Source organism: Alicyclobacillus suci (assembly GCF_017329615.1).
Classification (GTDB): Bacteria; Bacillota; Bacilli; order Alicyclobacillales; family Alicyclobacillaceae; genus Alicyclobacillus; species Alicyclobacillus suci.
This window is the reverse complement of the sequence record NZ_JAFMTW010000040.1, coordinates 1-20,575: the sequence shown is the minus strand read 5'-3', so window position 1 is coordinate 20,575 and position 20,575 is coordinate 1. Positions and strand designations below refer to the sequence as shown.

The following is a 20,575-nucleotide window of genomic DNA, read 5'->3' as shown; positions in this document are numbered from 1 at the left end:
TATCGATTGCAAAGTAATTTGTGGCATAAGGAAATCGGTGGGGCTGTAGAATGTAACGATAGAATGGAGGGACGTGGCTATGGCAAAAAAAGTCCTCATTATCACGGGAGACGCTGTGGAAGCACTGGAAGTCTATTATCCGTATTATCGGCTGTTGGAGGCGCAGGTCGACGCGGTCATCGCCGCACCGAAGAAAAAGACGCTGCATACCGTCGTACATGACTTCGTCGGTTGGGACACGTATACGGAGAAGCCTGCATATCAATTAGAGGCGCACATTTCGTTTGCTGATGTTCAACCGGAGCAGTTTGATGGGCTTATCATCCCGGGCGGTCGTGCACCAGAATATATCCGACTCGACGAACACATTCCACGGATTTTGACACATTTCTTCGAGGAGAAGAAACCAATTGGCGCCATCTGCCACGCTGCGCAAGTCCTAGAAGTGGTGCGAGAACAATTGAAAGGTCGCAGTTTGACGGCGTACATCGCTTGTAAGCCGTCTGTTGAGGCAATGGGCGCGAAGTACGTCACGGAAACGCTGCATGTGGACGGTCATCTCGTCTCCGGCCACGCGTGGCCGGATTTGCCCGGATTTATGCGGGAGTTTTTCAAGTTGCTCGGAAATTGAGTGGGTATCGGATGTACAGAGAGAATCGTTATGCTGCTTTGGCCTTGGGGACAATCCGCGTGCAGGATTGTCCCTTTTTGTTGAGCAGGGGGTTTTCGTCAATCGTTTGTGAGTCATTCTTCTTGCGTGTGTAAGCTCTCCCGCGCGATGCGTTTGGCGATGTTGCCGACGAGGGTCGGATTGGTTACGACGATGCAGATGCCGATGATGATCCAGGCGATGACCATATAGGGAAAATATCGTGTGGGTGCGGTTGGAATCGGATAGACGTTGGTGTAGAGGGTGTACACCAGTGCAACGGTGGCGAGAATGGGCACGATTAACACAGCCCCGCGCCAATTGCCGTTGCGAGTGAAATAGATGATGGCGCCGATATTGGTTGCCAAATAGGCTAGTAAGAGCGATAGAACGCCGATGCTCCCGAGCCAGCCAAACACGCTTGCGCCGGGTTGACGTGCAAGAGCAACGACTTCCAGTAGACCAATGACCATGACGACCGTCAACGCCACATGGGGTGTTCGGTATTTCCGGTGAATTGACCCCAGCCCTCGATGGATGAACCCGTCGCGTCCCATGGCGAATAATAAGCGTGACCCCGTGGTGGCTGTACCGAGCGCACTGGAGAACGCCGACAGTGCTGCGCCAAACATGATGGCGGCAGCGAACCCGGACGACATGTATGTCTTCGCTAAGTCGCCTAGTGGTGCACTAGATACAGAGAATGCATGCACGCCTGCGGGACTCAATCCGAAGCCAACAGATTGCACGTAACTGACCAGCATATAGAATATGCCCGTAATAATCACGGCGGATGCGATGGAAATCGGGATGGCCCGGCGCGGATTCGCCGTTTCCTCTCCCAAGCTAGATGCCCCTTCGAATCCTGCGAACGAAAGAAAGGCGAAGACGGCAGCGAGCCCAATTGTCCCTAGGTGATTCCCTGCTAGTGTGAATGGTATTGCGGATAGATGATGGGCTGCGCCACCTCGGTGCAGAATGACCACGCTGAGAATCAGAATCAGGAGAATGGAGATGCCTTCAAACAGGAGCATGACGCGGGCGCCAATGCGGACATCGAAGAGCGCGAGCAGCCAAATCAGCACAATACTTACGAGCGCGATGGGTAACCATCCGACAGGGAGACCAACAAATGACAAGAAACTTTGCATGAAGGCACCGATTTCCGCTGCCGAGGCACCCGTGAAGACGAGATAGGTGAACAAGAGTGACCATCCGGAGAGAAAACCCATCCTCGGGCCTAGGGAGACTGTGGTGAATGCGTAGACAGATCCACTACTAGAAAACTTGCGATTAAATTGAATAAATGCGTAGGAGACGAGGCCAATCGTAATCATGGCTACGAGAAACGTCAGAGGGACGCTCACGCCTGCTACGCCCGCGACGAGTGCACCATTTAGCGCCATTGCCGCGGTTGGCGCCATAATGGCGACCGAAACGCCAATAGCTTCAGGGTAGGAGAGCCCATTTTTTCGCAGTTGTTCTTGCATTTTAACACCTCGCCACACATTGTGTTCAGATAATACACAACACTCGGTCAGTTAGCAATATAACGGTATCACTTGAGGTATCGGTATTGGAAGATAAATATCAACAGATATATCCACATATCCACATATTGAATTGGTCGGGTCATGTTACAATATGGGGTGAATACATGACCGGATAGTGGGGAGTGCGCGTGAATGTTGTGATCGATCAGACCGAACTGGAGCATTTTGGGTATCAACTGTTAAAAGCTATGCCAGAACACATCTTGAATCGCGGTTTAAGCTACTATCACGAAGAACGGGTGGTGTTCGTCGAGATGGTGGGGCGGACGCTGATTGCCAACGTGACAGGAAGCGAATTTTATGATGTGGTGCTGGATTTGGATTGGGTACACCTGCACAGTCGTTGTTCATGTCCATATGAAGATATCTGCAAGCACATGGCGGCTGTGTTTTTTGAGGTCTACGCTACGTATCAAAGTCCAGAGGTGTTTGTCACGAAACTCCTGGCAAGTCGGGCGGGTGGGCACGGTGCTGGGGTGGCGCTGAACACGATGTCACAGACGGCACCAGAGCCCGAAGTCTTGGCAAAACTACAGGAGGATGACGATTTTGACACTTGGCTGAACGGTTTGCGGCACCGGATTGGATATGTAGACGAGAAGACGATTTACCACCAGGTTTTGTCGCTGGATAACCGTGTTGAACACGCCAAGGAAGTGTGTGCTACTTGGTCTGACAATACGAGGGATCGGTTCGAACTGCTCTTGTATTTGTACGCCATGCAAACGGCGGGGACGTTACTAGGGGCAAGTTTGTCGGACAACTACTACGCGCGCACACTTGAGATGGCATTGCGCCGGTATGGGAGTTTCATCTCCTCGCTGCTGAACACGTCTAGGGTGTCCAGCGCCGCTGCCGATGCGGCGTGGAACGCACGCTTGGTTCAATTTATTCGGGAGGGATTCGTTCGGCAGGCGACTCCCAACGAGTCGATTTTACAAACTGTTTGCTTTGTCTACGAATACTGGCTGGCAGAAGTGCTGTCGCTGTCCGAGGAAATCGCTTGGTGGGAAGATGTTGAAGCTGATAGCTCTCAACATCGGCAAGAAATTGTGCGATTGATGTTGTCCTATTTTTATACGAAGGCTGGTGACGATGCGAAAGCATGGTTGATGTTGGATGGCCTGGACCCGAAATTTCGGGCGGTGTTTTATTTCATCAACCTCGACGTGTTGGTACGGGAGAGGGCTTGGGCGAGAGCATATGGATGGTTGAAACATATCACTTCGGACGACGTGAAGCTGCGTCAATGGGATTTGTGGAGACTTAGCGAAAACTGGGTTGTCGTTGCCCAACATCACGAGGATGCGCGGTCCGATTGTGAGGCGTTTTTGACTGAAAATGAGTCCCTTTCTCAACCGTATCTCATGCGGTTTTATATCATGACGGAACAGTATCGCGCGTGGGTGGACTACTGTTTGTTCAATGACCTCACGATAACTGGGATTGAACGCGAAGAATTGCGTCATGTCGAGAAGGCTGCACCGGAGTATCTGTTACCACTGTATCACCAAACTGTGGAGCGCTGTATTCGATTGAAAAACCGCGCGGCATATAAAGTTGCAGTTCGCCATCTCAAAAAACTGTCGACACTATACAAGAAACTGAAACGACAGGACGATTGGGCTCGTTTCCTCAATCAGTTCACTAGTCGATACACACGTCTCCGGGCATTGCAGGACGAGATGCGCAAGCGGGGGATTATCACGTGACGGTGAGGGATGAAACAGTGATTATCGTCTCGGCGAAATGGCTGCCAACACGAGGATTTTTGGTCTACGGAGAGACGGAGTATGGCGAAGCGGTTGATGCAGAGGAATTGGCGCTTCAGTTGTTTCAGTGGGATCCCGACAGTTATTACGGAACGCTGTGCGAATTCACCGAGTGGGAAGGGCTACGGGGCATCTATTTGTCGCCGCTAGCGGCGATTCGCTTCTTTGCTCGCTCAGGGACGGCGAATGCTCTGGTACAGCTTGATTACCGGCCGGATTACGAGATGTTGCAGCGGGTGGCAGTGAAGTTGTTGGAAGCCTTGCGCGAAGGCTGGTTTGCGCCAGACTATCAGGCATGGCTGCGTGGAGAATTCCGTTGGCGCCTTCGCATGCCCAACGAGTTGGACGAACCATCGCGTATTGCGCTTGAGTATCTAGATATTTGGGTGCATCAGGCAATTGCCGAGCATATTGAGACACATTCGGAGTTGCAAGATGTGTTTCATCAGTTGCTTCAGGAATATCCTAATTTGACACCTGCAGCTGGTACTGCTGCACAGGAATCCCTTGCTACCATCGCGTCGGATAGCCTTGCATCGGAGATCCATTTGACGGACCTGTATGTCGATGAGCCCGCTTGGTTGACTGCTATTGGTTGGATGCAAGACCAGACGCCATTTCGAGTGGGTTTGCAGTTGGTCGAACCTGCACAGGGCGAGGCGGAGATTTGGCGATTGCAGGTCGTTGTACAGGACAAACTTCAGGTGGACCAGGTAGTTCCTGTCGCTAGCGACGGAATTTCCAGCTTGCCGCCTGCGTGGCTGCCATTTCGAGATCAGTTTGACGCGCAGGTGAATCGCATCCGGAGACTGGTTTCGTACTTTAGTGCGGACGACGACGTCCAGACTTTGTGCGCCGAACTCGACGGAAATCAGGCGTTTGAGTTTCTCAGCGTGACTAGTCAGGTGCTGAGTGCCGCAGGTGTTCCGCTGTTCGTTCCGGCCTGGTGGGCAAAGGTGCAACGGGCAGCGCCGCGGCTGAAGGCCAGCGTCCGGTCGACGGTGGGCGCGCCCCAACAATCCTTGTTTGGGCTAAATCAGACGATTGCGTTTGATTGGCGTTACGCCCTCGGCGAAATCGACGTGTCCGACGCGGAGTTTGCTGATCTGTTGGCGCAGAAACAGCGACTTGTTCGGTTTCGTGGGCATTGGATACAGATTGATCCAGATTTTTATCGCCGGGCGCAGCGGTTGAAAGAACATGTGGCGCGGCGCAATGGTTTGAGTTTACGGGACGTCATCGAGATGTACCTTATGTCCCAGTCATCCGCTTCGAGCGATTTGTCCGCTGCGACTGACGACCGGGATGAAACAGTGCTCCAAGGGTTCGAAGTGGAACTGAATCAGCATTTGTACGACATGATGCGGACACTGGAGCAGCAGGCGGAAATCCCAGTGTACGATGTGCCGAAGACGTTTCGCGGTGCACTGCGGCCGTATCAAAAGCAAGGGTTCTCGTGGCTACTCTGGCTGCGCAAATATGGTTTTGGTGCTTGTCTCGCCGACGATATGGGTCTTGGCAAGACGGTACAATATATCGCCTACTTGCTTGCGATTCGGGAAGCCGCAGCGGACGCGCGCGAACAGTCAGCGCCTGCACAAACGTTGATGCCACACGGGGCGTCGCTGCTCATATGCCCAACGTCGGTGTTGGGGAACTGGCAGAAGGAACTTGAGCGATTTGGCCCAGATGATTTGCGTATTTATATCCACTATGGCCCCAGTCGCTTGCACGGTGAGGCGTTTGAAGCGAAGGTGAAGACTAGCGATATCGTCATCACTACCTATACGCTAGCCAATTTGGATGAGCAGGATCTCACACAAGTCGAGTGGAATTCTATTTGCCTCGACGAGGCGCAAAATATCAAAAATGCCCATACGAAGCAGTCACAGGCGATTCGCCGATTGCAAGCGAGTCACCGAATTGCGATGACGGGGACACCTATGGAGAACCGGTTGACGGAACTGTGGTCAATTTTTGACTTCATCAATCCTGGGTACTTAGGGAGTCTCCGGAAGTTTTCAGAGCGGTTTGTCCAGCCGATTGAACGTACGCGCGATGCGGAGTTGATTCGTCGGGTTCAGCGGATGGTGCGGCCCTTTTTGCTGCGCCGCGTCAAGACAGATCCGCGGATTGAGTTGGACCTGCCAGACAAAGTCGAGGCGAAGGTTTATGTTCCGTTGACGGCTGAACAGGCGGCGCTGTATGAATCGGTGTTGCAGGATATGCTGGAAAAATTGGACACGCTCATGCCGATGGAGCGGCGTGGGGTCATTTTGGCGACGCTGACACGGCTTAAACAGATTTGTGACCACCCGTCGCTCGCCCTGAAGGATAGTGCCGAAGGGCGTGTTTCGCTGGCGAGATCAGCAAAAGTGGAGCGACTAGTGGAGATGGTGTCGGAGTTGCGTGCTGAGGGAGATCAGTGTCTCGTGTTCACGCAATTTGTCGAGGCGGGGACATTGCTCCAACGCGCGTTAGAAGAGGTCCTCGAGGAACCTGTGTTGTTTTTGCATGGAGGTGTACAAAAGGCGAAGCGGGACGAGATGATTGCGGCGTTTCAGTCGGGAGATGATAGCGTCGGGCGGCCTGGCGTGTTTGTGTTGTCACTCAAGGCGGGTGGCGTTGGGTTGAATCTGACAGCCGCCAATCACGTATTTCACTTTGACCGGTGGTGGAATCCGGCAATCGAAAATCAGGCGACGGATAGAGCGTTTCGCATTGGCCAGACAAAGCGGGTGCAGGTGCACAAGTTTGTCGCCTTAGGGACATTGGAAGAGCGAATTGACGAGATGATTGAGCGTAAGCTCGCGTTGAGCGAGGATGTCGTTGGGCTCGGCGAACAGTGGATTACCGAACTGTCATCGACGGAACTTCGAGATTTGTTCGCGTTGCGTCGCGAGTGGGTGACAGATTGACTAGGTTAAGGGGAGGTTGCGTGCGTAATGAAACCATCGAATAGCGCATCTTTGTCAACTGAACCGGCTGTTCCAACGAATGAGGTAAAAACGGTGAAACGGCGGCGCAAATCGAAGCGGAATGCCAGCCCGCAGGCACCGGAGCGGGTGCCCGCAGTGGTGGCACAAAATCCAGGGATGGCTGAAGGTTGGGTGAAATTCTATACGGCGTTTTCCAATCAACTGTGACGAATGCTGCGATAAACGGGTTGACGGAGATAGCAAATGAGTCAAAAAGAAGCAGGAGGCCTTTGTAGCCTCCTGCTTCTTTGGCCTAGATGTCAACGCGGCGGGCCTTGAACGCCTAGATGTTTGTCTCCAGTTGGTAGTCGGTGGCTACCGTCCTGTCCTCGCCCTGGCTGACTCTTACCGCATTCAGGACTAAGGTCAAAATGACCGTCACAATGACATTGACGATGAGTGCCCAGATGGCGGCGTACGCAGGAATGGCATGGCCAAACAGGTGTAAGGTGTAGGTGGTTGACTTATAGCCGGTCGTCGACCACATATAGATGCCATAGGCGATACCAGCCAACCATCCGACCAACAGCGCCCGGCGGTGAAACCACCGCGTATAGAGGCCGAAAATCAATGCTGGGAGGGTTTGTAGAATTAAGATACCGCCCACCTGCTGCATGCTGATTGCGTATTGTTGCGGGAATCCAATGATGAAGACCAACGCGCCAAGTTTGACGACGAGAGACACAATTTTGGCCACTCGACCTTCTTGTTGTGGCGTGGCGTTCTTGACGAAATACGCGCGATAAATGTTGCGCGTAAAGAGATTTGCCGCTGCGATGGACATGATAGCCGCTGGAACAATGGCACCAATGGCGATGGCCGCGAAGGCAAACCCAGAAAACCAACTAGGGAACTCCTTTAAGAAAAGCAGTGGTACCGCTGCATTGGAGGTTTTGGTGTGAATGCCTGCCGCAAGGGCCATAAACCCAAGTAGCGCAATGATGCCCAGTGCAAATGAGTACGCTGGAAGTAAAGCCATATTTCGCTTAACAGTTTTTCGACTATCAGCGCTGAAGACGCCCGTCATCGCGTGTGGATACAGGAACAGTGCCAAAGCGGAACCAAAGGCCAGCGTTCCGTACACCGAGTACTGCGCTGGCGTTGCCACGATGGAGGCAGGCGTCGCCGCATGGGCCAGCGCCGCTTGGGCGCTGTGAAAGATGTTCCCGAAGCCGCCCAGTTTAATGGGGATGACGATAACGGCCACAATGACCGTGATGTAAATCATTAGATCTTTGACGACTGCTATCATCGCGGGCGCCCGCAACCCACTGGTATAGGTGTAGAGCGCGAGAATGATAAACGCCACGATGAGCGGCCACTCACCGCCGATGCCCATGGCTGCCAATACCGCCTGCATACCGGTTAGCTGCAGTGCAATGTATGGCATGGTGGCGACGATGCCTGTCAGTGCGATGGCGAGTGCGAGTAGCCTATCGTCAAAGCGCCCCTGAATAAAGTCAGAAACGGTTACATACCCATGTTTTTTGGCGACGGACCAGAAGCGCGGCAAGATCATGAAGAAGATTGGATAGACGACGATGGTATATGGGACTGCGTAAAAGCCCAGCGCACCGGCGCCGTACATCAGCCCTGGAACCGCGATAAACGTATATGCGGTATAGATATCTCCACCGACCAAAAACCAAGTGACCATCGTGCCGAAACGACGGCCGGCAAGACCCCATTCCTCGAGGTTACTGAGGTCACCTTTACGCCACCTGGCTGCAAAAAAACCGAGAATGGTCACTAGTAGGAAAAATAGGATAAAGACGACGAGTGCTGTCCACTGCATGTTCTAAGGCCCCTCCCACCATCAATCTCTTTTTAGTTCTCTCGTAACAGCAGGTACATCGCTGCGGAGACGGCCGCGCTGACGATGACCCATAGCATTTGGTACCAATAAAAGAAGGGAATGCCCCACAGCTCTGGTGATACCGACGAATAGAACGCAGGGAAGAGCGTTCCGATTAGTGGCACAAGAATCAGCAAATACCACCATGGGCTGCCTTTTTTGCGCGGGGTGGTGTTGTCCATTGGGCGAACCTCCTTTCCCGGGAAGGTATGTTCCTGTGGCAGTTTGTACGGAAGATACACAGGAGTCTAAATTTACAGTCAAATCAAATTTTAGCACCTTATACGAAGAAGTAAAGGACAAATGTCGCGGTCGTGATCGACACATGTGTTATGGCTCGTTACAATGACAACATTGAACAGCATAAGGAGTCCTGGATGATTGGCAGAGTATGTATACCGAGAAATTGACATTCAACCGTTTCGCAGTGGACTTAGCCGCCTAGCTATCCGCAAACGCTTGCTCCTCTACTTCGCCAATGAAGCGCCAGGGGAGGGTAAACAGAACAAGGCATCACGTTATCGGTACTGCGTCGAGACGATGGCGGATGGCAGCACCTTGTGGATTGTGCGGCCGGGACGCCGAAATGGCAACGATTTTCGGATAGAGGTCGATGGGCACCGATTTGGCCGCTCCAAAACCCCGAAATACGAACATATCTATGACGACCTTCGATTGAAACGGGATGCGAACCCAAAACAATATGCAAAACTCGTGACGTTGATTGACGCGGTATATACGTGTACAGAATTCAAGCCGCAGCAACTTGTGTCGATTGGCAAAAAATTTGTCGACGTGGGATACCCATGTGACCTCATCGTGGGTCTCATCAAGTGGGTCTTGATTGAGCACGACATGAATGATTGGAATACGTTTGGGCGCGACTGTGCGTTTTATCGGAACATTCCACGATAGTGTGTGGGTCACGACTCAATAGAGACAAGTGTTCCGTATCCAATGAGACGATATACTGTTTTCGCTGCATTGATGGGCAATTCGACGCAGCCTAGGCTTTGTGGGCTGCCATACGATGCGCGTGGAAACCCGTGAATTGCGCATCCTTGGTAAAAGTAGCTGATATCGGGCACATTCGGATCCCGATAGGTGCTACCGTCCGGGTTCTTCCCTTGCATAGTTTGTGAGACAAGCCGTGCATAAACCGGCCACGTGCCGGTTGGCGTGGGACTCGACGCGATACCTGTGTTCGCTGGTGTCGTGAAGACTTTCTGGCCATTTTGCCACACGTCGAGGTGTTCTGGTAGCGATTTTGACACGCTGACGTACGTATATGGATGGAGAGTGGGCGCGCCGTGTTGTAACGCTTGCTGGAGTGCCTGATAGACTTGTGGGCCGACCACACCGTCGATGGCGAGGTGGTTGTCCGCCTGAAAATGAATGATAGCGCCTTGCGTGATGACAGAAACTGTATTGGGATTCCAAAGATCTACGAGCGTACTCGGATAGGCGGCTTGCCACGTCCAGGTACCGGAAAGCGGCTGTAACTGCGGATTATTCAAATTCTCTGCCATGGTTTGAGCGACGGCGCTCTTGGCTACGCCACTTGGCGCTGAAGCGGTGAATGTCAGTGGCAGATAACCGAGTGTCGCTAGTGCTTCATTTAGCCACAGTGCTGCGGTCCCGTGTGTGCCGACCTCGAGCGTCGGGCGCACAGGTTTCGCGGGCTTGTCATGGATGGTCGGCATCACGTGTCGATGCTGAAGCTGGGATAAATGAATATCATGCGGTGGTGGCGTGACGGCAGCGGTGCTTGCATCTGCAACAGGAATGGTTGAAAAAAGCACATGTTGTTCGGTAATCTTTCCGGGTACGAGCATAAATACGATAGACAAACAAGTGAGCAAGAACCTTTGAATCACCCGAAAACGCATCGATTGACACCTCGCAAAATGGCACAGTCCAGTTTGAACCTGGTACCTGAAAGGGATAATTGCCAATTTCGCTGAGAGTCTAGCATGACTGACAGGTCAGATGCTGTCGAAGGATGCAGGGCTTGCCAATTTTTTTTGCGTGTCACCGCGAGTTGACTTTTCATTCAAAGGGAGGCGTGGTTCGTGGCGAGACTCACAGCCTCGCCAGTAGCGTTTTTGCCCACGCGGCAAAGTCTTTCGCGGATGGTTCTCTGCCTTCTTGCTTACACATCTTCAGATAGGCTTCCCACACGGCTTTTTCATTTGACTGACTGCTCTCGGCCATATCCAATCACCTCGTCATGGTCATTTTGTCTATATCGTTCCCGAATCGCGAGCAGGCCATCCAATCCATGGTGACATGGATGGGTTCGTCGATTTTGACATCTGCTGCCGTTTCGTGCGGGATTTAAATTATTTTTAGTTTATGTCAGGGAATCTTACATACTTTATTGACGGCAGTTTTTTTCACAAGTAGTGTAGTAAGAAAATTTAGTTAGTGGAGTGGGGGCGAGTAGATGCGGTACACCGTGAGGACGAAGATTGCTGCCTTTTTAAGTGCCCTGTTCGGCGTACTTTTGGTTCCATGTGTTGGATTTGCTGACACGTCGACCAAAATCGACACAGGAGACACGGCTTGGATTTTGGCTTCTTCCGCACTTGTTCTGATTATGACACCCGGTTTGGCGTTTTTCTACGGTGGACTCGTACGAGCAAAGAACGTGATTACCACGATGCTTCAAATTGTCGCAGTCATTTTGATTGTCTCTGTTCAGTGGGTATTGTTTGGTTATAGTATCGCGTTCGGCCCAGATGTTCATGGTTTATTCGGCGGGCTACAGTGGTTTTTGCTACACGGGGTTGGCGCGGCACCTGACGCCGATTACGCCGGTACCATACCAAGCATGGTGTTTAGCATCTTTCAAATGATGTTCGCCATCATCACACCTGCATTGATTGTCGGTGGTTTGGCTGAACGTGTGAAATTCTCGTCATTTGTGCTTTTCATTGTCCTGTGGGCAACCTTTATCTATGATCCGCTCGCACACTGGGTATGGGGTGCGGGTGGCTGGCTCCACAGCCTGGGCATCCTCGATTTTGCAGGTGGCACAGTCGTCCACATTTCGTCCGGTGTGGCTGGTTTGGTGGCGGCTTTGTACCTCGGCCGCCGCGCAGAACATGGGTCTCCGTCCATCCGAGCGCATAGCGTGCCCTTTGTGCTCTTAGGTACCGCACTCCTGTGGTTTGGTTGGTTCGGGTTTAACGCGGGTAGTGCATTAGGCGCAAACTTCGTCTCTGCCAACGCGTTCATGACGACCAACACCGCGACTGCTGCCGCAGCTATTGGTTGGCTCATCGTGGAACGGATTCGAACGGGTCACTTTACGCTGGTCGGTGCTTGTGCGGGAGCTGTTGGCGGATTGGTGGCGATTACACCGGCCGCCGGGTTTGTCACGCCGGGCGGTGCCATTGTCATCGGCCTGTTGGGCGGCGCAATCTGCTACTTTGCCTCGACTTTCATGAAGCAGAAACTGGGATATGACGACGCGTTGGACGCCTTCGGCGGCCACGGGATTGGTGGCACCTGGGGAGCGCTTGCTACTGGGCTGTTTGCGACTACGACGGTCAACTCGGCCGGGTCGAATGGATTGTTCGCAGGACATCCCTATCAACTGTTGCTGCAATTGATTGGTGTGGTTGCAACCTGGGTCTTCTCCGGTGTCGGCACGTACATTTTGCTCAAGGTTGTGGATTTGGTGATGGGGCTTCGCGTCACGAAGGAAGAGGAAATTATGGGCCTCGACGTTGCGCTGCACAACGAGTCGGCTTATCCTGAATCGATTCCTACAGCTGAAATCAAGCACCTGTTTGGGGATCACACGACGCCGTTCTCTGGGAAATAATTTGCTGGATGGAATTGTGTAGGCGGACATACACACAGCACTTGGATGGCCGCTTTTTGCATCAATCAGATCAATCGTGGGTTTAGGGAAACGGAACGGAATCGAAGTGAATAGAGAAACGGATAAGGGAGGCTTGGCACGGGGTGTGTCAGGCCTCCTTCTTGTATCAAGGGGATATTTCAATAGTGTGCTAAATAGTTGTCCAACTCCCAAGGGTGCACGGTGGCTCGATACTGTTCCCACTCCAGCAATTTGGCTTGAATGTAGTGTGAAAACGCGTGTAAGCCCAAGGCGTCTTGAATCATCTCATCTTCCTCGAGAGCGTGGATGGCCGCTTCAAGGTTAGTTGGCAGTGGCACAATTTGATGCTGGAAACGCTCGTCCTCAGACATGCTTGTGACCGAACTGTCGACGGGGCGCGGCGGTTGAAGTTCGCTACGAATTCCGTCTAATCCGGCTTTGAGGATGGCCGCAAACGTCAGATATGGGTTGCAAGCGGCGTCGGGTGAGCGCAGTTCTATTTGTGTACTGTCGTCCAGCGTAGTGGGAACACGGACAAACGGCATGCGATGCTTGGTCGACCAAAATGCGTAGGCGGGTGCTTCATATCCAGGAATCAACCGTTTGTAGCTGTTGACTAATGGGTTACTGATGGCTGTGATGGCGGGTGCGTGAAATAACAACCCAGCAATGAATGCAGTACCCATGGGACTGAGGTGATGCGCGGCGTCCGGATGATAGAACGCGTTTTTGCCGTTGTGGTGTAGGGACAAATGGCAGTGAAGGCCGGATCCGTCTTCGTTTTGCAGTGGTTTGGGCATGAATGTGGCATGCAGCCCGTGTGTGCGGCTGATGGTTCGCGCGACCATTTTCAATGTCGTAATTCTATCCGCGGCCGTCAGCGCGTCTGTGGGCGGCAAATCAATCTCGTGTTGTCCAGGTGCTGTTTCATGGTGCGAAGACAAGACGTCGATACCCATTTGTTCCAAGGTGAGTACAATGTCGCGCCGACAATTTTCGCCCGCGTCCATTGGGGCGATGTCGAAATATCCGCCGTCATCATTTGGGACGGTACTGGGTTTTCCGGATGCATTCAACTTTAGGAGGAAGAACTCCAGCTCGGCGCCGATTTGGAAGTCGTCGAAACCGAATGCTTTGGCTTCATCCATTACGCGTTGTAGGATGCCCCGGGGGTCCGCCGAAAATGGGGTGCCGTCGGGTAGGCAAATATTGCAGATGAGACGAGCGATAGTCGTGTCATCTGGGGCGAATGGGAGCAATAACCAAGTCGATAAGTCCGGCTTCAGATACATGTCCGATTCTTCGATTCGCACAAACCCGTGAATGGATGAACCGTCAAACATAATGCGGCCGTCCAGTGCCTGGCGCAATTGATCAACCGGGATTTCGACATTTTTTAACAATCCGTGTAAATCTGTAAATTGGAGACGGACGTAACGAACGTTCGCTTCAATGGCTCGCTGAAGAATGGTTGCCTTATCAATATTGTTTATCATTATGTAGCCTCCACAGGAGAAGAGAGTGGTGAGCGCGAGGGAGAGCCAAAATGGGTTGTCTATACTCACTTTCATCATATGCCACAACGGGGTTTCTGACCATATTGAAGTGGTACGAGCGTGTTATCATAGCCGCAAACGCCATGTTTTGCACACCGTCTGACGTAATGTTGGTGACGAGAAAGGAGGGACGCGTATGCTCGCCTTCCCGCAATTCGATGTAAACTGGTTGGCGTTACCCGAGGGGCATCATCGGCGAAAAGAATGGGTGCAGGCCATGGCGGAGGTTACGCTAACCTGGTTGAACGATGGTGGGTCAGTAGATATCTGGCTCAAGCATTATCAACTCGTCAGGCAATACGCATTACAGTCGGCCTGGGTACACTATATTCCAGAACAGATATTGCCACATCTGCAGTACATTCGATTCGGTTCAGGCGGACGCGGGGAAGATAGTCTCTATAGTGACTTGGATTACGCCATTGTGACAACGGGTCGAGTGAATAGGGAGGACGTCTTTGAGGCTTTACATCGCTTTGTTCGAGGGATGGTGGACTTTGGATTCCCTCCTTGTCAAGGGTTTGTCATGGGCACCAATCCGCGTTGGATTGGTTCAATCGTCGACTGGAAACGGCGGATTGAGCAATATTTGAACTATCCAGACTGGGAAAATGTCCGATATTTATGCATGATGATAGACGGTTGCCCACTGTTCAATTTTGAGGCGTGGGGGTCGATTGCGTCACTCGCCTATGAGGGGATTCGGAATTCGCCGTTTATCTGTTGGGAAATGGCCCATCTGGGAATTCACAATACCGTTCCTTTATCGAGATTTGGCCATGTGCAAACCGAGCGAATTGAGGATGTTGAATATTTTCAGATCAAGGAGGGCCTCATCAACCCGGTTGTTCACGCCGTCCGTCTGTTGGCAATTGTTTATCAGGTTCAGCATTTGAATACACGTGAACGATTCATGGCACTTGTAACGGGTGGTCAGCTGGCGGAAGATCTGGCTTCTCGTGTTCAGTTGGCGTTGACATATGGTTGGCAGCTTCGTCTTCGCACGCAAGCGACAGACGTGCTGCGCGGGACTGTGCCGACCGACAAGATTGCCTGGTCGACGCTCACAGAGGCAGAGCGTACGCTGACAATTCAGCACCTGCGGGCTGTGCGCGAGTTGGAACGTTTTGTACACCGCATGTTTCGAAAACCGAGGTGAAGCAATGTGAGGTGGTTTCGAGGGGCAAATCGAGGCGAGGATGTGAGCGGACTCAACTTTGTACCGACGGTTGGAACCAGTGCACAGCGCGTCTGGGAATCAGCCCTTTCGGATGCACAGTATTTTGTCATTGATATCGAAACCAGCGGATTCTCCGCGCAGACCGACCTTGTGCTGTCCCTTGCGGCAGGGTGTATGACTGGGTTAGATGACTTTTCTCAGTTTTTCTATCAGTTTGTGAGGCATCCAGATATCTCGCGCGTGCCTCAAACCATTTGGGATATCACCGGCTTGTCTCCGGAAATTGTCCAGGGGGGACGCGACATGCCCGACGTTCTGGAGGAAGCGCTGTCGATGTCGCTCAACCGCGTGTGGATTGCGCATCACGCGCGACATGAGCTTTCGTTTCTTGGGCGGCACGCTCGTCAGTTGTGGAAGTTGCAATTGCGTCCGATTGTCATTGACACGGCGGTCGTGGCACAGGCTTTAGGTCGATTGCCACGGGTGCCTACCTTGGATGAGACGTGTGTTTGGTTGGGGGTTCCTGTGCAGGGACGACATCAGGCGGACGCGGATGTGCGGATGACAGCCGAAGTGTGGAAACGCGAAATCGTGTTGTGCCAGAGACTAGGCCTACGTACCGTGGTGGAGGTCATTGACTGGGCAAGTGCGCGGGCGATGGGGTGATGACACGTTCATTGAACGTGTCTATGATATATCGAACTGTTATAATGAAACGGTATAAAATTCATGGTTCCATTCCTATTCAGGAGGGGGAATGTGTTGTACGAGCTGTTTATTCTCGGCGAATTAAAGGATAGCCCCATGCACGGCTACTTACTTCACCAGATTCTCTCACAGACACTGGGGCCCTTGCGGCAGGTCAGTTGGGGTACGTTATATTCGGTTATCGCACGGTTGGAGGAAGAGGGGCTGATTCGACAGATTCCACAACTAGGGGAGTCTAGCCGCGGGAAACCACGGAAGGTTTATCAAATTACCGCGGCAGGGGACGTGGAGTTTTATCGCCTCGTTCGTCGTCCGTTTGAACACAACCAGGAGACCGAGGACCTATTTCGCATCAAACTGAGCAAATTTCATCACTTAAGCCACGATATGCAGCTTGAAATTCTTCGCCAGTACAAAGTATTTCTCGAAGTGGAAGCTGGCGGCTTGGAAGCGCACGCTGAACACGTTCGTAAGGCGTCTTCCATCTCCGAGGCTGAGCGTCCGCATATTTTGAATGTGCTCGATTATGAGTTAACCATCTGTGAAGCGAAGCTGGCTTGGGTAGATACATGTATTGGAAGGACGGACTCCTGAATACAGAGGTTCTTTTTTTATGGTTGAAAGGCTTCATCAAGTATTGATTCTACGGTTAAGGATGGATAGTGCATGCAGAAGACAACGAACCGGAGAATGGTGACGATTGCGATGCTCGTCGCTGTTTTTCTGGTCGCTATCGACGTTACAGTCGTCAGTACGGCGATGCCGGATATCGCCCGCAAACTGGGTGGGCTCAACTTATATAGTTGGGTGTTTGCCATTTACACATTAACTACGTGTGTAACGACGCCGATTTATGGGAAGTTATCCGACTTATTTGGCCGTAAGGTCGTGTTCAGCATCGGTGTCATCTTGTTTGTGGTTGGTTCGATGCTGTCCGGATTAGCGCACTCGATGCCACAGCTTATCTGGTTTCGCGCGTTTCAGGGGATTGGCGCAGGTGCCGTGATGCCTGTCACGTTTACGATTATTGGCGATTTATTTCCCGGTGAACAGCGCGCGCGTATGCAGGGTGTCTTCAGCGCCGTGTGGGGGGTTGCGGGTCTATTAGGACCACTCGTCGGCGGATTATTCGTAGATAATATCTCGTGGCGTTGGATTTTTTATATTAATCTGCCGGTGGGGGTAATTTCGCTCATCCTGGTCCTTTCCTTTTTACACGAAAGCTATGAACGCAAGTCGAAACGAATTGACTATTGGGGTGCGATTACGTTCACCCTTGGCATCTCTGCGCTTTTGTACGCACTGTTGAATGGCGGGGACGCATATGCCTGGGATTCCGTGACGATGATTGGTTTGTTTGTCGGGGCTTTGGTGTTTCTTGCGCTCTTTGTGTGGATTGAATCTAAGGTGCAAGAGCCGATGCTCCCGCTCTCGCTATTTAGTCTTCCGGTGATTGCTGTCTCGAATGTGATTGGGTTCCTCTTAAGTTTTGTTCTAATTGGCGCAAATGTTTATCTGCCGATGTGGATTCAGTCTATCTTGGGGCATAGTGCGACGAACTCCGGACTTACGTTAATGCCGATGTCGATTGCGTGGCCGTTGGGTTCTACCTTGGCTGGTCGGTACATGTACAAGATGGGCACGAAGGCTACGACAATGGTCGGCGCAGTGCTCGTGGTCCTTGGTGGCGCGTGGACACTGGCGATTTCGTTACATTCCCCATATTGGTACTTCGTTGGATTGATGATTGTTGTGGGGTTTGGTATGGGTTACTCAATCACCCCTACAACCGTCATGATTCAGTCTGCGGTAGGATGGCAAATGCGGGGCGCTGCTACGGCTTCGAATACATTTGTCCGCTCCTTGGGGCAAACGGTTGGTGTTACGATTTTTGGTACAATATTCAACACCGCAACCGCTTCGTACGCGCAAAGTCACTTGCCAAAATCGGTGAATGCGCACGGTTTGAATCAATTAATTAATGATGCGGGAACGAGTGGAGGCACCAAGATTCCGACGCAACTGGTGGATGTGGTCCACCAGACGTTAGCGCATGCCATTCATTTGATTTTTATTGTCATGTTTGCAATTGCAATGGTGAACTTCGTCATTGCGCTGTGCTTACCATCCCACCAGAAGGTGATGGAGCAGCAAAAAAGCGTTAATGCGCATTGATGTATCCTGTGGTGATACATTCCGTTGACGTTACAGGCTGGGGCAAGACTGTGACGTTATTTGGAGCGCGGAGATATTGGCAGGAACGCCGCCCGTTTTACGGGCGGGTTCGCGCTGTCCGATTCACGGATAGACGACTTCTGCCTTTTACTTATGCCTTTTGTAGAAAGTGAAGTGAGGAATATCTGATGCAAAACCCAATCCCATTGACAAAGTCCATCTCGGTCGAGAATGGTGCTCATATTCTGTATTTCTACAAAACACAATCGGCCTATTTAGAAAATGTCGTTTCCTTTATCGAAATGGGATTAAACATGGGTCAGCATGTGGTTTACATTGACAGCCTGCAGAGTTATACAGCACTTCGCGAACTTCTTGAGGCGTCACAACGCGCATCGTTTCTTGAACAAGTGACGTACGTCAATCATTTTGAGTTCTATATGATGTATCGCGATTTTCATTTTGAGCGTGTGTTGCAAAACCTGAAAGATGTTGTCGAGCCTCATCTGGGTGCGGGCCGTTCTATCCGCCTATGGGGGCATGTGGACTGGCAACCGCAAGCGGACATTCTCGAGCGTCTGCATACTTACGAATGCAGTTGTGATATTACAGTGAGTGACCTTGGCTTTCTGACCGTTTGTGCATATGACAGTGGGGCAGTCCCTGCCGCCGTGATGATTGAAATGATGCGCAGTCATCCTTTGTTGATGACGGATGTAGATATGGTGAAATCGACTTTATATGCGAGTCGACGAAATTCCATTACGCTCCCGTCACTATCGGTGCAGAGCGAACTTGAAACGGAACGCGACTTGTATAAGGAAAAACTGGATTTTGTCCATGTGGTCTCGCATGAGGTGCGCAATCCCTTAACTGTCATTAAAGCGTATGCATCCTTGCTCAAGGATGCGGCGCCAGCTGACTCCGCCCACGTGGACAAGCTATCTTCGATTATTGATTACTGTACTGTCATTGATCACGAGATATCTGATATCATTCGCACGGAACACATGCTGTCGTCGGATGCGCTATGGGCAAAAAAGTTGATTCGACCGCGCGAATTGATGCAGGAAGTCTTAGAAATTATGGCAGCTAAAGCGCGAACGCAGAATGTCACGCTGGTGAGCGAGATTCACTTGGAAGAGGCGGCCACGATTTGTGCGAATCGCTCCGGTTTTAAGTTGATTTTATCGAACCTCTTAAGCAATGCCATCAAGTACAGCTATGAAGGCGGACAAGTGGTGATTCGTGCGTATTCAGTAAATCAGTTCCTGATGGTGGAAGTGATGGACGATGGATGTGGCATGAGTGCGGAACAAAAAGGAAGATTATTTCAAAAGTATCAAAAGATGAACGATCAGGCGAGTGGACAAGGTATCGGTCTGTTTATGGTGAAGAAACTGGTCGACGCATTTTCGGGTACCATAGAAGTCGAAAGTGAACTTGAATGCGGTTCCTGTTTTCGCGTCCGGTTCCCGGCTGAGACAGGTTGAATCTGCCATCGTGAATGTTTCGCGGTCTCTTGACTTCTACATGTCCTCCTCGCTGATTTGGTTGTACCCCTGATTTTCCTGCTTTTCCACCTGGAGATATACGCGGTTCATTTTCGCCGATTTTCGTGATGAAAATTTGTATCCGGCCATCAGAAGTGATTGCGGGACGGGGCTTGGATGCGGTAGTTTGAAATCGTGATTGGTGATGGGCACCAAGTGGAGCCATCGGCAATTGGCCTTGATGAAGAATTGACTTAGAAAGCGAGACATACGTGGCCATGTGGAAGCGGATACTGCGATTGGCACTACCATCCATTCTCACGTTTTCGTCGATGACGCTGACCGGTATGCTGACATTGATTATCGTCGGCCGACTGGGCCCAACAGCAATTGCCGTTGTGGGAATATGCAATATTTTTATGTATAACGTTTGGGCGCTGTTCGCTGGCCTCAATGAATCTATCAACTTTCTCGTCTCGCAAAACTTCGGCGAGAATAAAATGTTGGAAGGTAATCAGCGCATGCAGGCTGCCCTTCTGATTGCGCTTGCACTCGACGTCATCTGGATTGTGGCATGTATTGTGTTGCCCCGGGAGATTCTCGTCATGCTCGGTGCGAATCGCGCGATTGTCACAGCTGGGACGCCTTATTTGGGTGTGCGAATGTTCTCGTTTGCATTTACGATGTTCACCGTCGTGTTTTTCGCGTACATGCGCGCGGTTGGTGATACGCGGACGCCGATGATCATCTCCATCATTACGAATGGCTTGCTCATTGTCTTGACCTATTTCTTGACGTATGGC

At 51.7% G+C, this 20,575-nt stretch carries 18 protein-coding genes; 12 read left to right on the top strand and 6 right to left on the bottom strand.

Annotated features, from left to right (window positions below; all coding sequences use genetic code 11):
- Nucleotides 1–79 precede the first annotated feature (79 nt).
- Nucleotides 80–631 (top strand): DJ-1/PfpI family protein, encoded by a 552-nt coding sequence (locus tag J3482_RS15770; RefSeq protein WP_206922685.1) that lies wholly within the window; start codon nt 80–82, stop codon nt 629–631.
- Nucleotides 632–744: 113 nt separating this feature from the next.
- On the opposite strand, the gene J3482_RS15765 is transcribed toward J3482_RS15770, so the two are convergent.
- Nucleotides 745–2,139 (bottom strand): APC family permease, encoded by a 1,395-nt coding sequence (locus tag J3482_RS15765; protein ID WP_146823835.1) that lies wholly within the window; start codon nt 2,137–2,139, stop codon nt 745–747.
- Between the two features lie 191 nt (nt 2,140–2,330).
- Between J3482_RS15765 and J3482_RS15760 the strand changes: the two genes are divergently transcribed.
- The 3 genes from J3482_RS15760 to J3482_RS15750 are packed head-to-tail and all read left to right on the top strand — an operon-like array spanning nt 2,331 to nt 7,120.
- Nucleotides 2,331–3,914 (top strand): SWIM zinc finger family protein, encoded by a 1,584-nt coding sequence (locus J3482_RS15760; protein ID WP_146823834.1) that lies wholly within the window; start codon nt 2,331–2,333, stop codon nt 3,912–3,914.
- Nucleotides 3,911–6,892: a DEAD/DEAH box helicase gene (locus J3482_RS15755; RefSeq protein ID WP_328702723.1), complete on the top strand. Its 2,982-nt coding sequence runs from the start codon at nt 3,911–3,913 to the stop codon at nt 6,890–6,892. Before J3482_RS15760 ends, J3482_RS15755 begins: the two co-directional genes overlap by 4 nt.
- A 27-nt stretch (nt 6,893–6,919) precedes the next feature.
- Nucleotides 6,920–7,120, top strand: coding sequence for a hypothetical protein (locus J3482_RS15750; protein WP_206922684.1), 201 nt, complete (start codon nt 6,920–6,922; stop codon nt 7,118–7,120).
- 115 nt (nt 7,121–7,235) lie between these two features.
- On the opposite strand, the gene mctP is transcribed toward J3482_RS15750, so the two are convergent.
- Complete coding sequence (mctP, locus tag J3482_RS15745; protein ID WP_146823832.1) at nt 7,236–8,747, bottom strand: monocarboxylate uptake permease MctP; 1,512 nt, start codon at nt 8,745–8,747, stop codon at nt 7,236–7,238.
- Between the two features lie 32 nt (nt 8,748–8,779).
- Nucleotides 8,780–8,989 (bottom strand): DUF3311 domain-containing protein, encoded by a 210-nt coding sequence (locus J3482_RS15740; protein ID WP_021294956.1) that lies wholly within the window; start codon nt 8,987–8,989, stop codon nt 8,780–8,782.
- A 199-nt stretch (nt 8,990–9,188) separates the two neighbouring features.
- Here J3482_RS15740 and J3482_RS15735 point away from each other — a divergent pair, with 199 nt between their 5' ends.
- Nucleotides 9,189–9,722 (top strand): hypothetical protein, encoded by a 534-nt coding sequence (locus J3482_RS15735; RefSeq protein WP_146823831.1) that lies wholly within the window; start codon nt 9,189–9,191, stop codon nt 9,720–9,722.
- 8 nt (nt 9,723–9,730) lie between these two features.
- Here J3482_RS15735 and J3482_RS15730 read toward each other — a convergent pair whose 3' ends face one another.
- Nucleotides 9,731–10,696 carry a L,D-transpeptidase gene (locus J3482_RS15730; RefSeq protein WP_146823830.1) on the bottom strand — a complete coding sequence of 322 codons (966 nt, stop codon included), beginning with the start codon at nt 10,694–10,696 and terminating at the stop codon, nt 9,731–9,733.
- Nucleotides 10,697–10,889: 193 nt separating this feature from the next.
- On the bottom strand, nt 10,890–11,021 hold the full coding sequence (locus J3482_RS21325; RefSeq protein ID WP_262927014.1) for a hypothetical protein: 132 nt from the start codon (nt 11,019–11,021) through the stop codon (nt 10,890–10,892).
- Between the two features lie 331 nt (nt 11,022–11,352).
- On the opposite strand from J3482_RS21325, the gene J3482_RS15725 reads away from it, so the two are divergent.
- A complete protein-coding gene (locus J3482_RS15725; protein WP_206922690.1) occupies nt 11,353–12,639 on the top strand; it encodes an ammonium transporter in 1,287 nt (428 codons plus the stop codon).
- A gap of 179 nt (nt 12,640–12,818) precedes the next feature.
- Here the strand turns inward: J3482_RS15725 and glnA are convergent, their stop codons facing one another.
- The gene (glnA, locus tag J3482_RS15720) at nt 12,819–14,156 is read right to left on the bottom strand and encodes a type I glutamate--ammonia ligase (RefSeq protein ID WP_206922683.1); all 1,338 of its coding nucleotides are present in this window, start codon (nt 14,154–14,156) and stop codon (nt 12,819–12,821) included.
- A gap of 196 nt (nt 14,157–14,352) precedes the next feature.
- Here glnA and J3482_RS15715 point away from each other — a divergent pair, with 196 nt between their 5' ends.
- From J3482_RS15715 to J3482_RS15690, 6 genes are all read left to right on the top strand, one after another.
- Complete coding sequence (locus tag J3482_RS15715; RefSeq protein WP_146823827.1) at nt 14,353–15,375, top strand: putative nucleotidyltransferase substrate binding domain-containing protein; 1,023 nt, start codon at nt 14,353–14,355, stop codon at nt 15,373–15,375.
- A gap of 6 nt (nt 15,376–15,381) precedes the next feature.
- Nucleotides 15,382–16,062, top strand: a complete 681-nt coding sequence (locus J3482_RS15710) for an exonuclease domain-containing protein (protein ID WP_328702722.1) — start codon at nt 15,382–15,384, stop codon at nt 16,060–16,062.
- Nucleotides 16,063–16,158: 96 nt separating this feature from the next.
- Entirely contained in the window at nt 16,159–16,698 is a 540-nt protein-coding gene (locus J3482_RS15705; RefSeq protein ID WP_188332302.1) for a PadR family transcriptional regulator, read from the top strand.
- Nucleotides 16,699–16,770: 72 nt separating this feature from the next.
- Nucleotides 16,771–18,279: an MDR family MFS transporter gene (locus tag J3482_RS15700; protein WP_146823825.1), complete on the top strand. Its 1,509-nt coding sequence runs from the start codon at nt 16,771–16,773 to the stop codon at nt 18,277–18,279.
- Nucleotides 18,280–18,467: 188 nt separating this feature from the next.
- Complete coding sequence (locus J3482_RS15695; RefSeq protein WP_146823824.1) at nt 18,468–19,772, top strand: MEDS domain-containing protein; 1,305 nt, start codon at nt 18,468–18,470, stop codon at nt 19,770–19,772.
- A 278-nt stretch (nt 19,773–20,050) separates the two neighbouring features.
- Nucleotides 20,051–20,575 (top strand): MATE family efflux transporter (locus tag J3482_RS15690; RefSeq protein WP_268884578.1); only part of this gene is annotated, 525 nt, incomplete at its 3' end.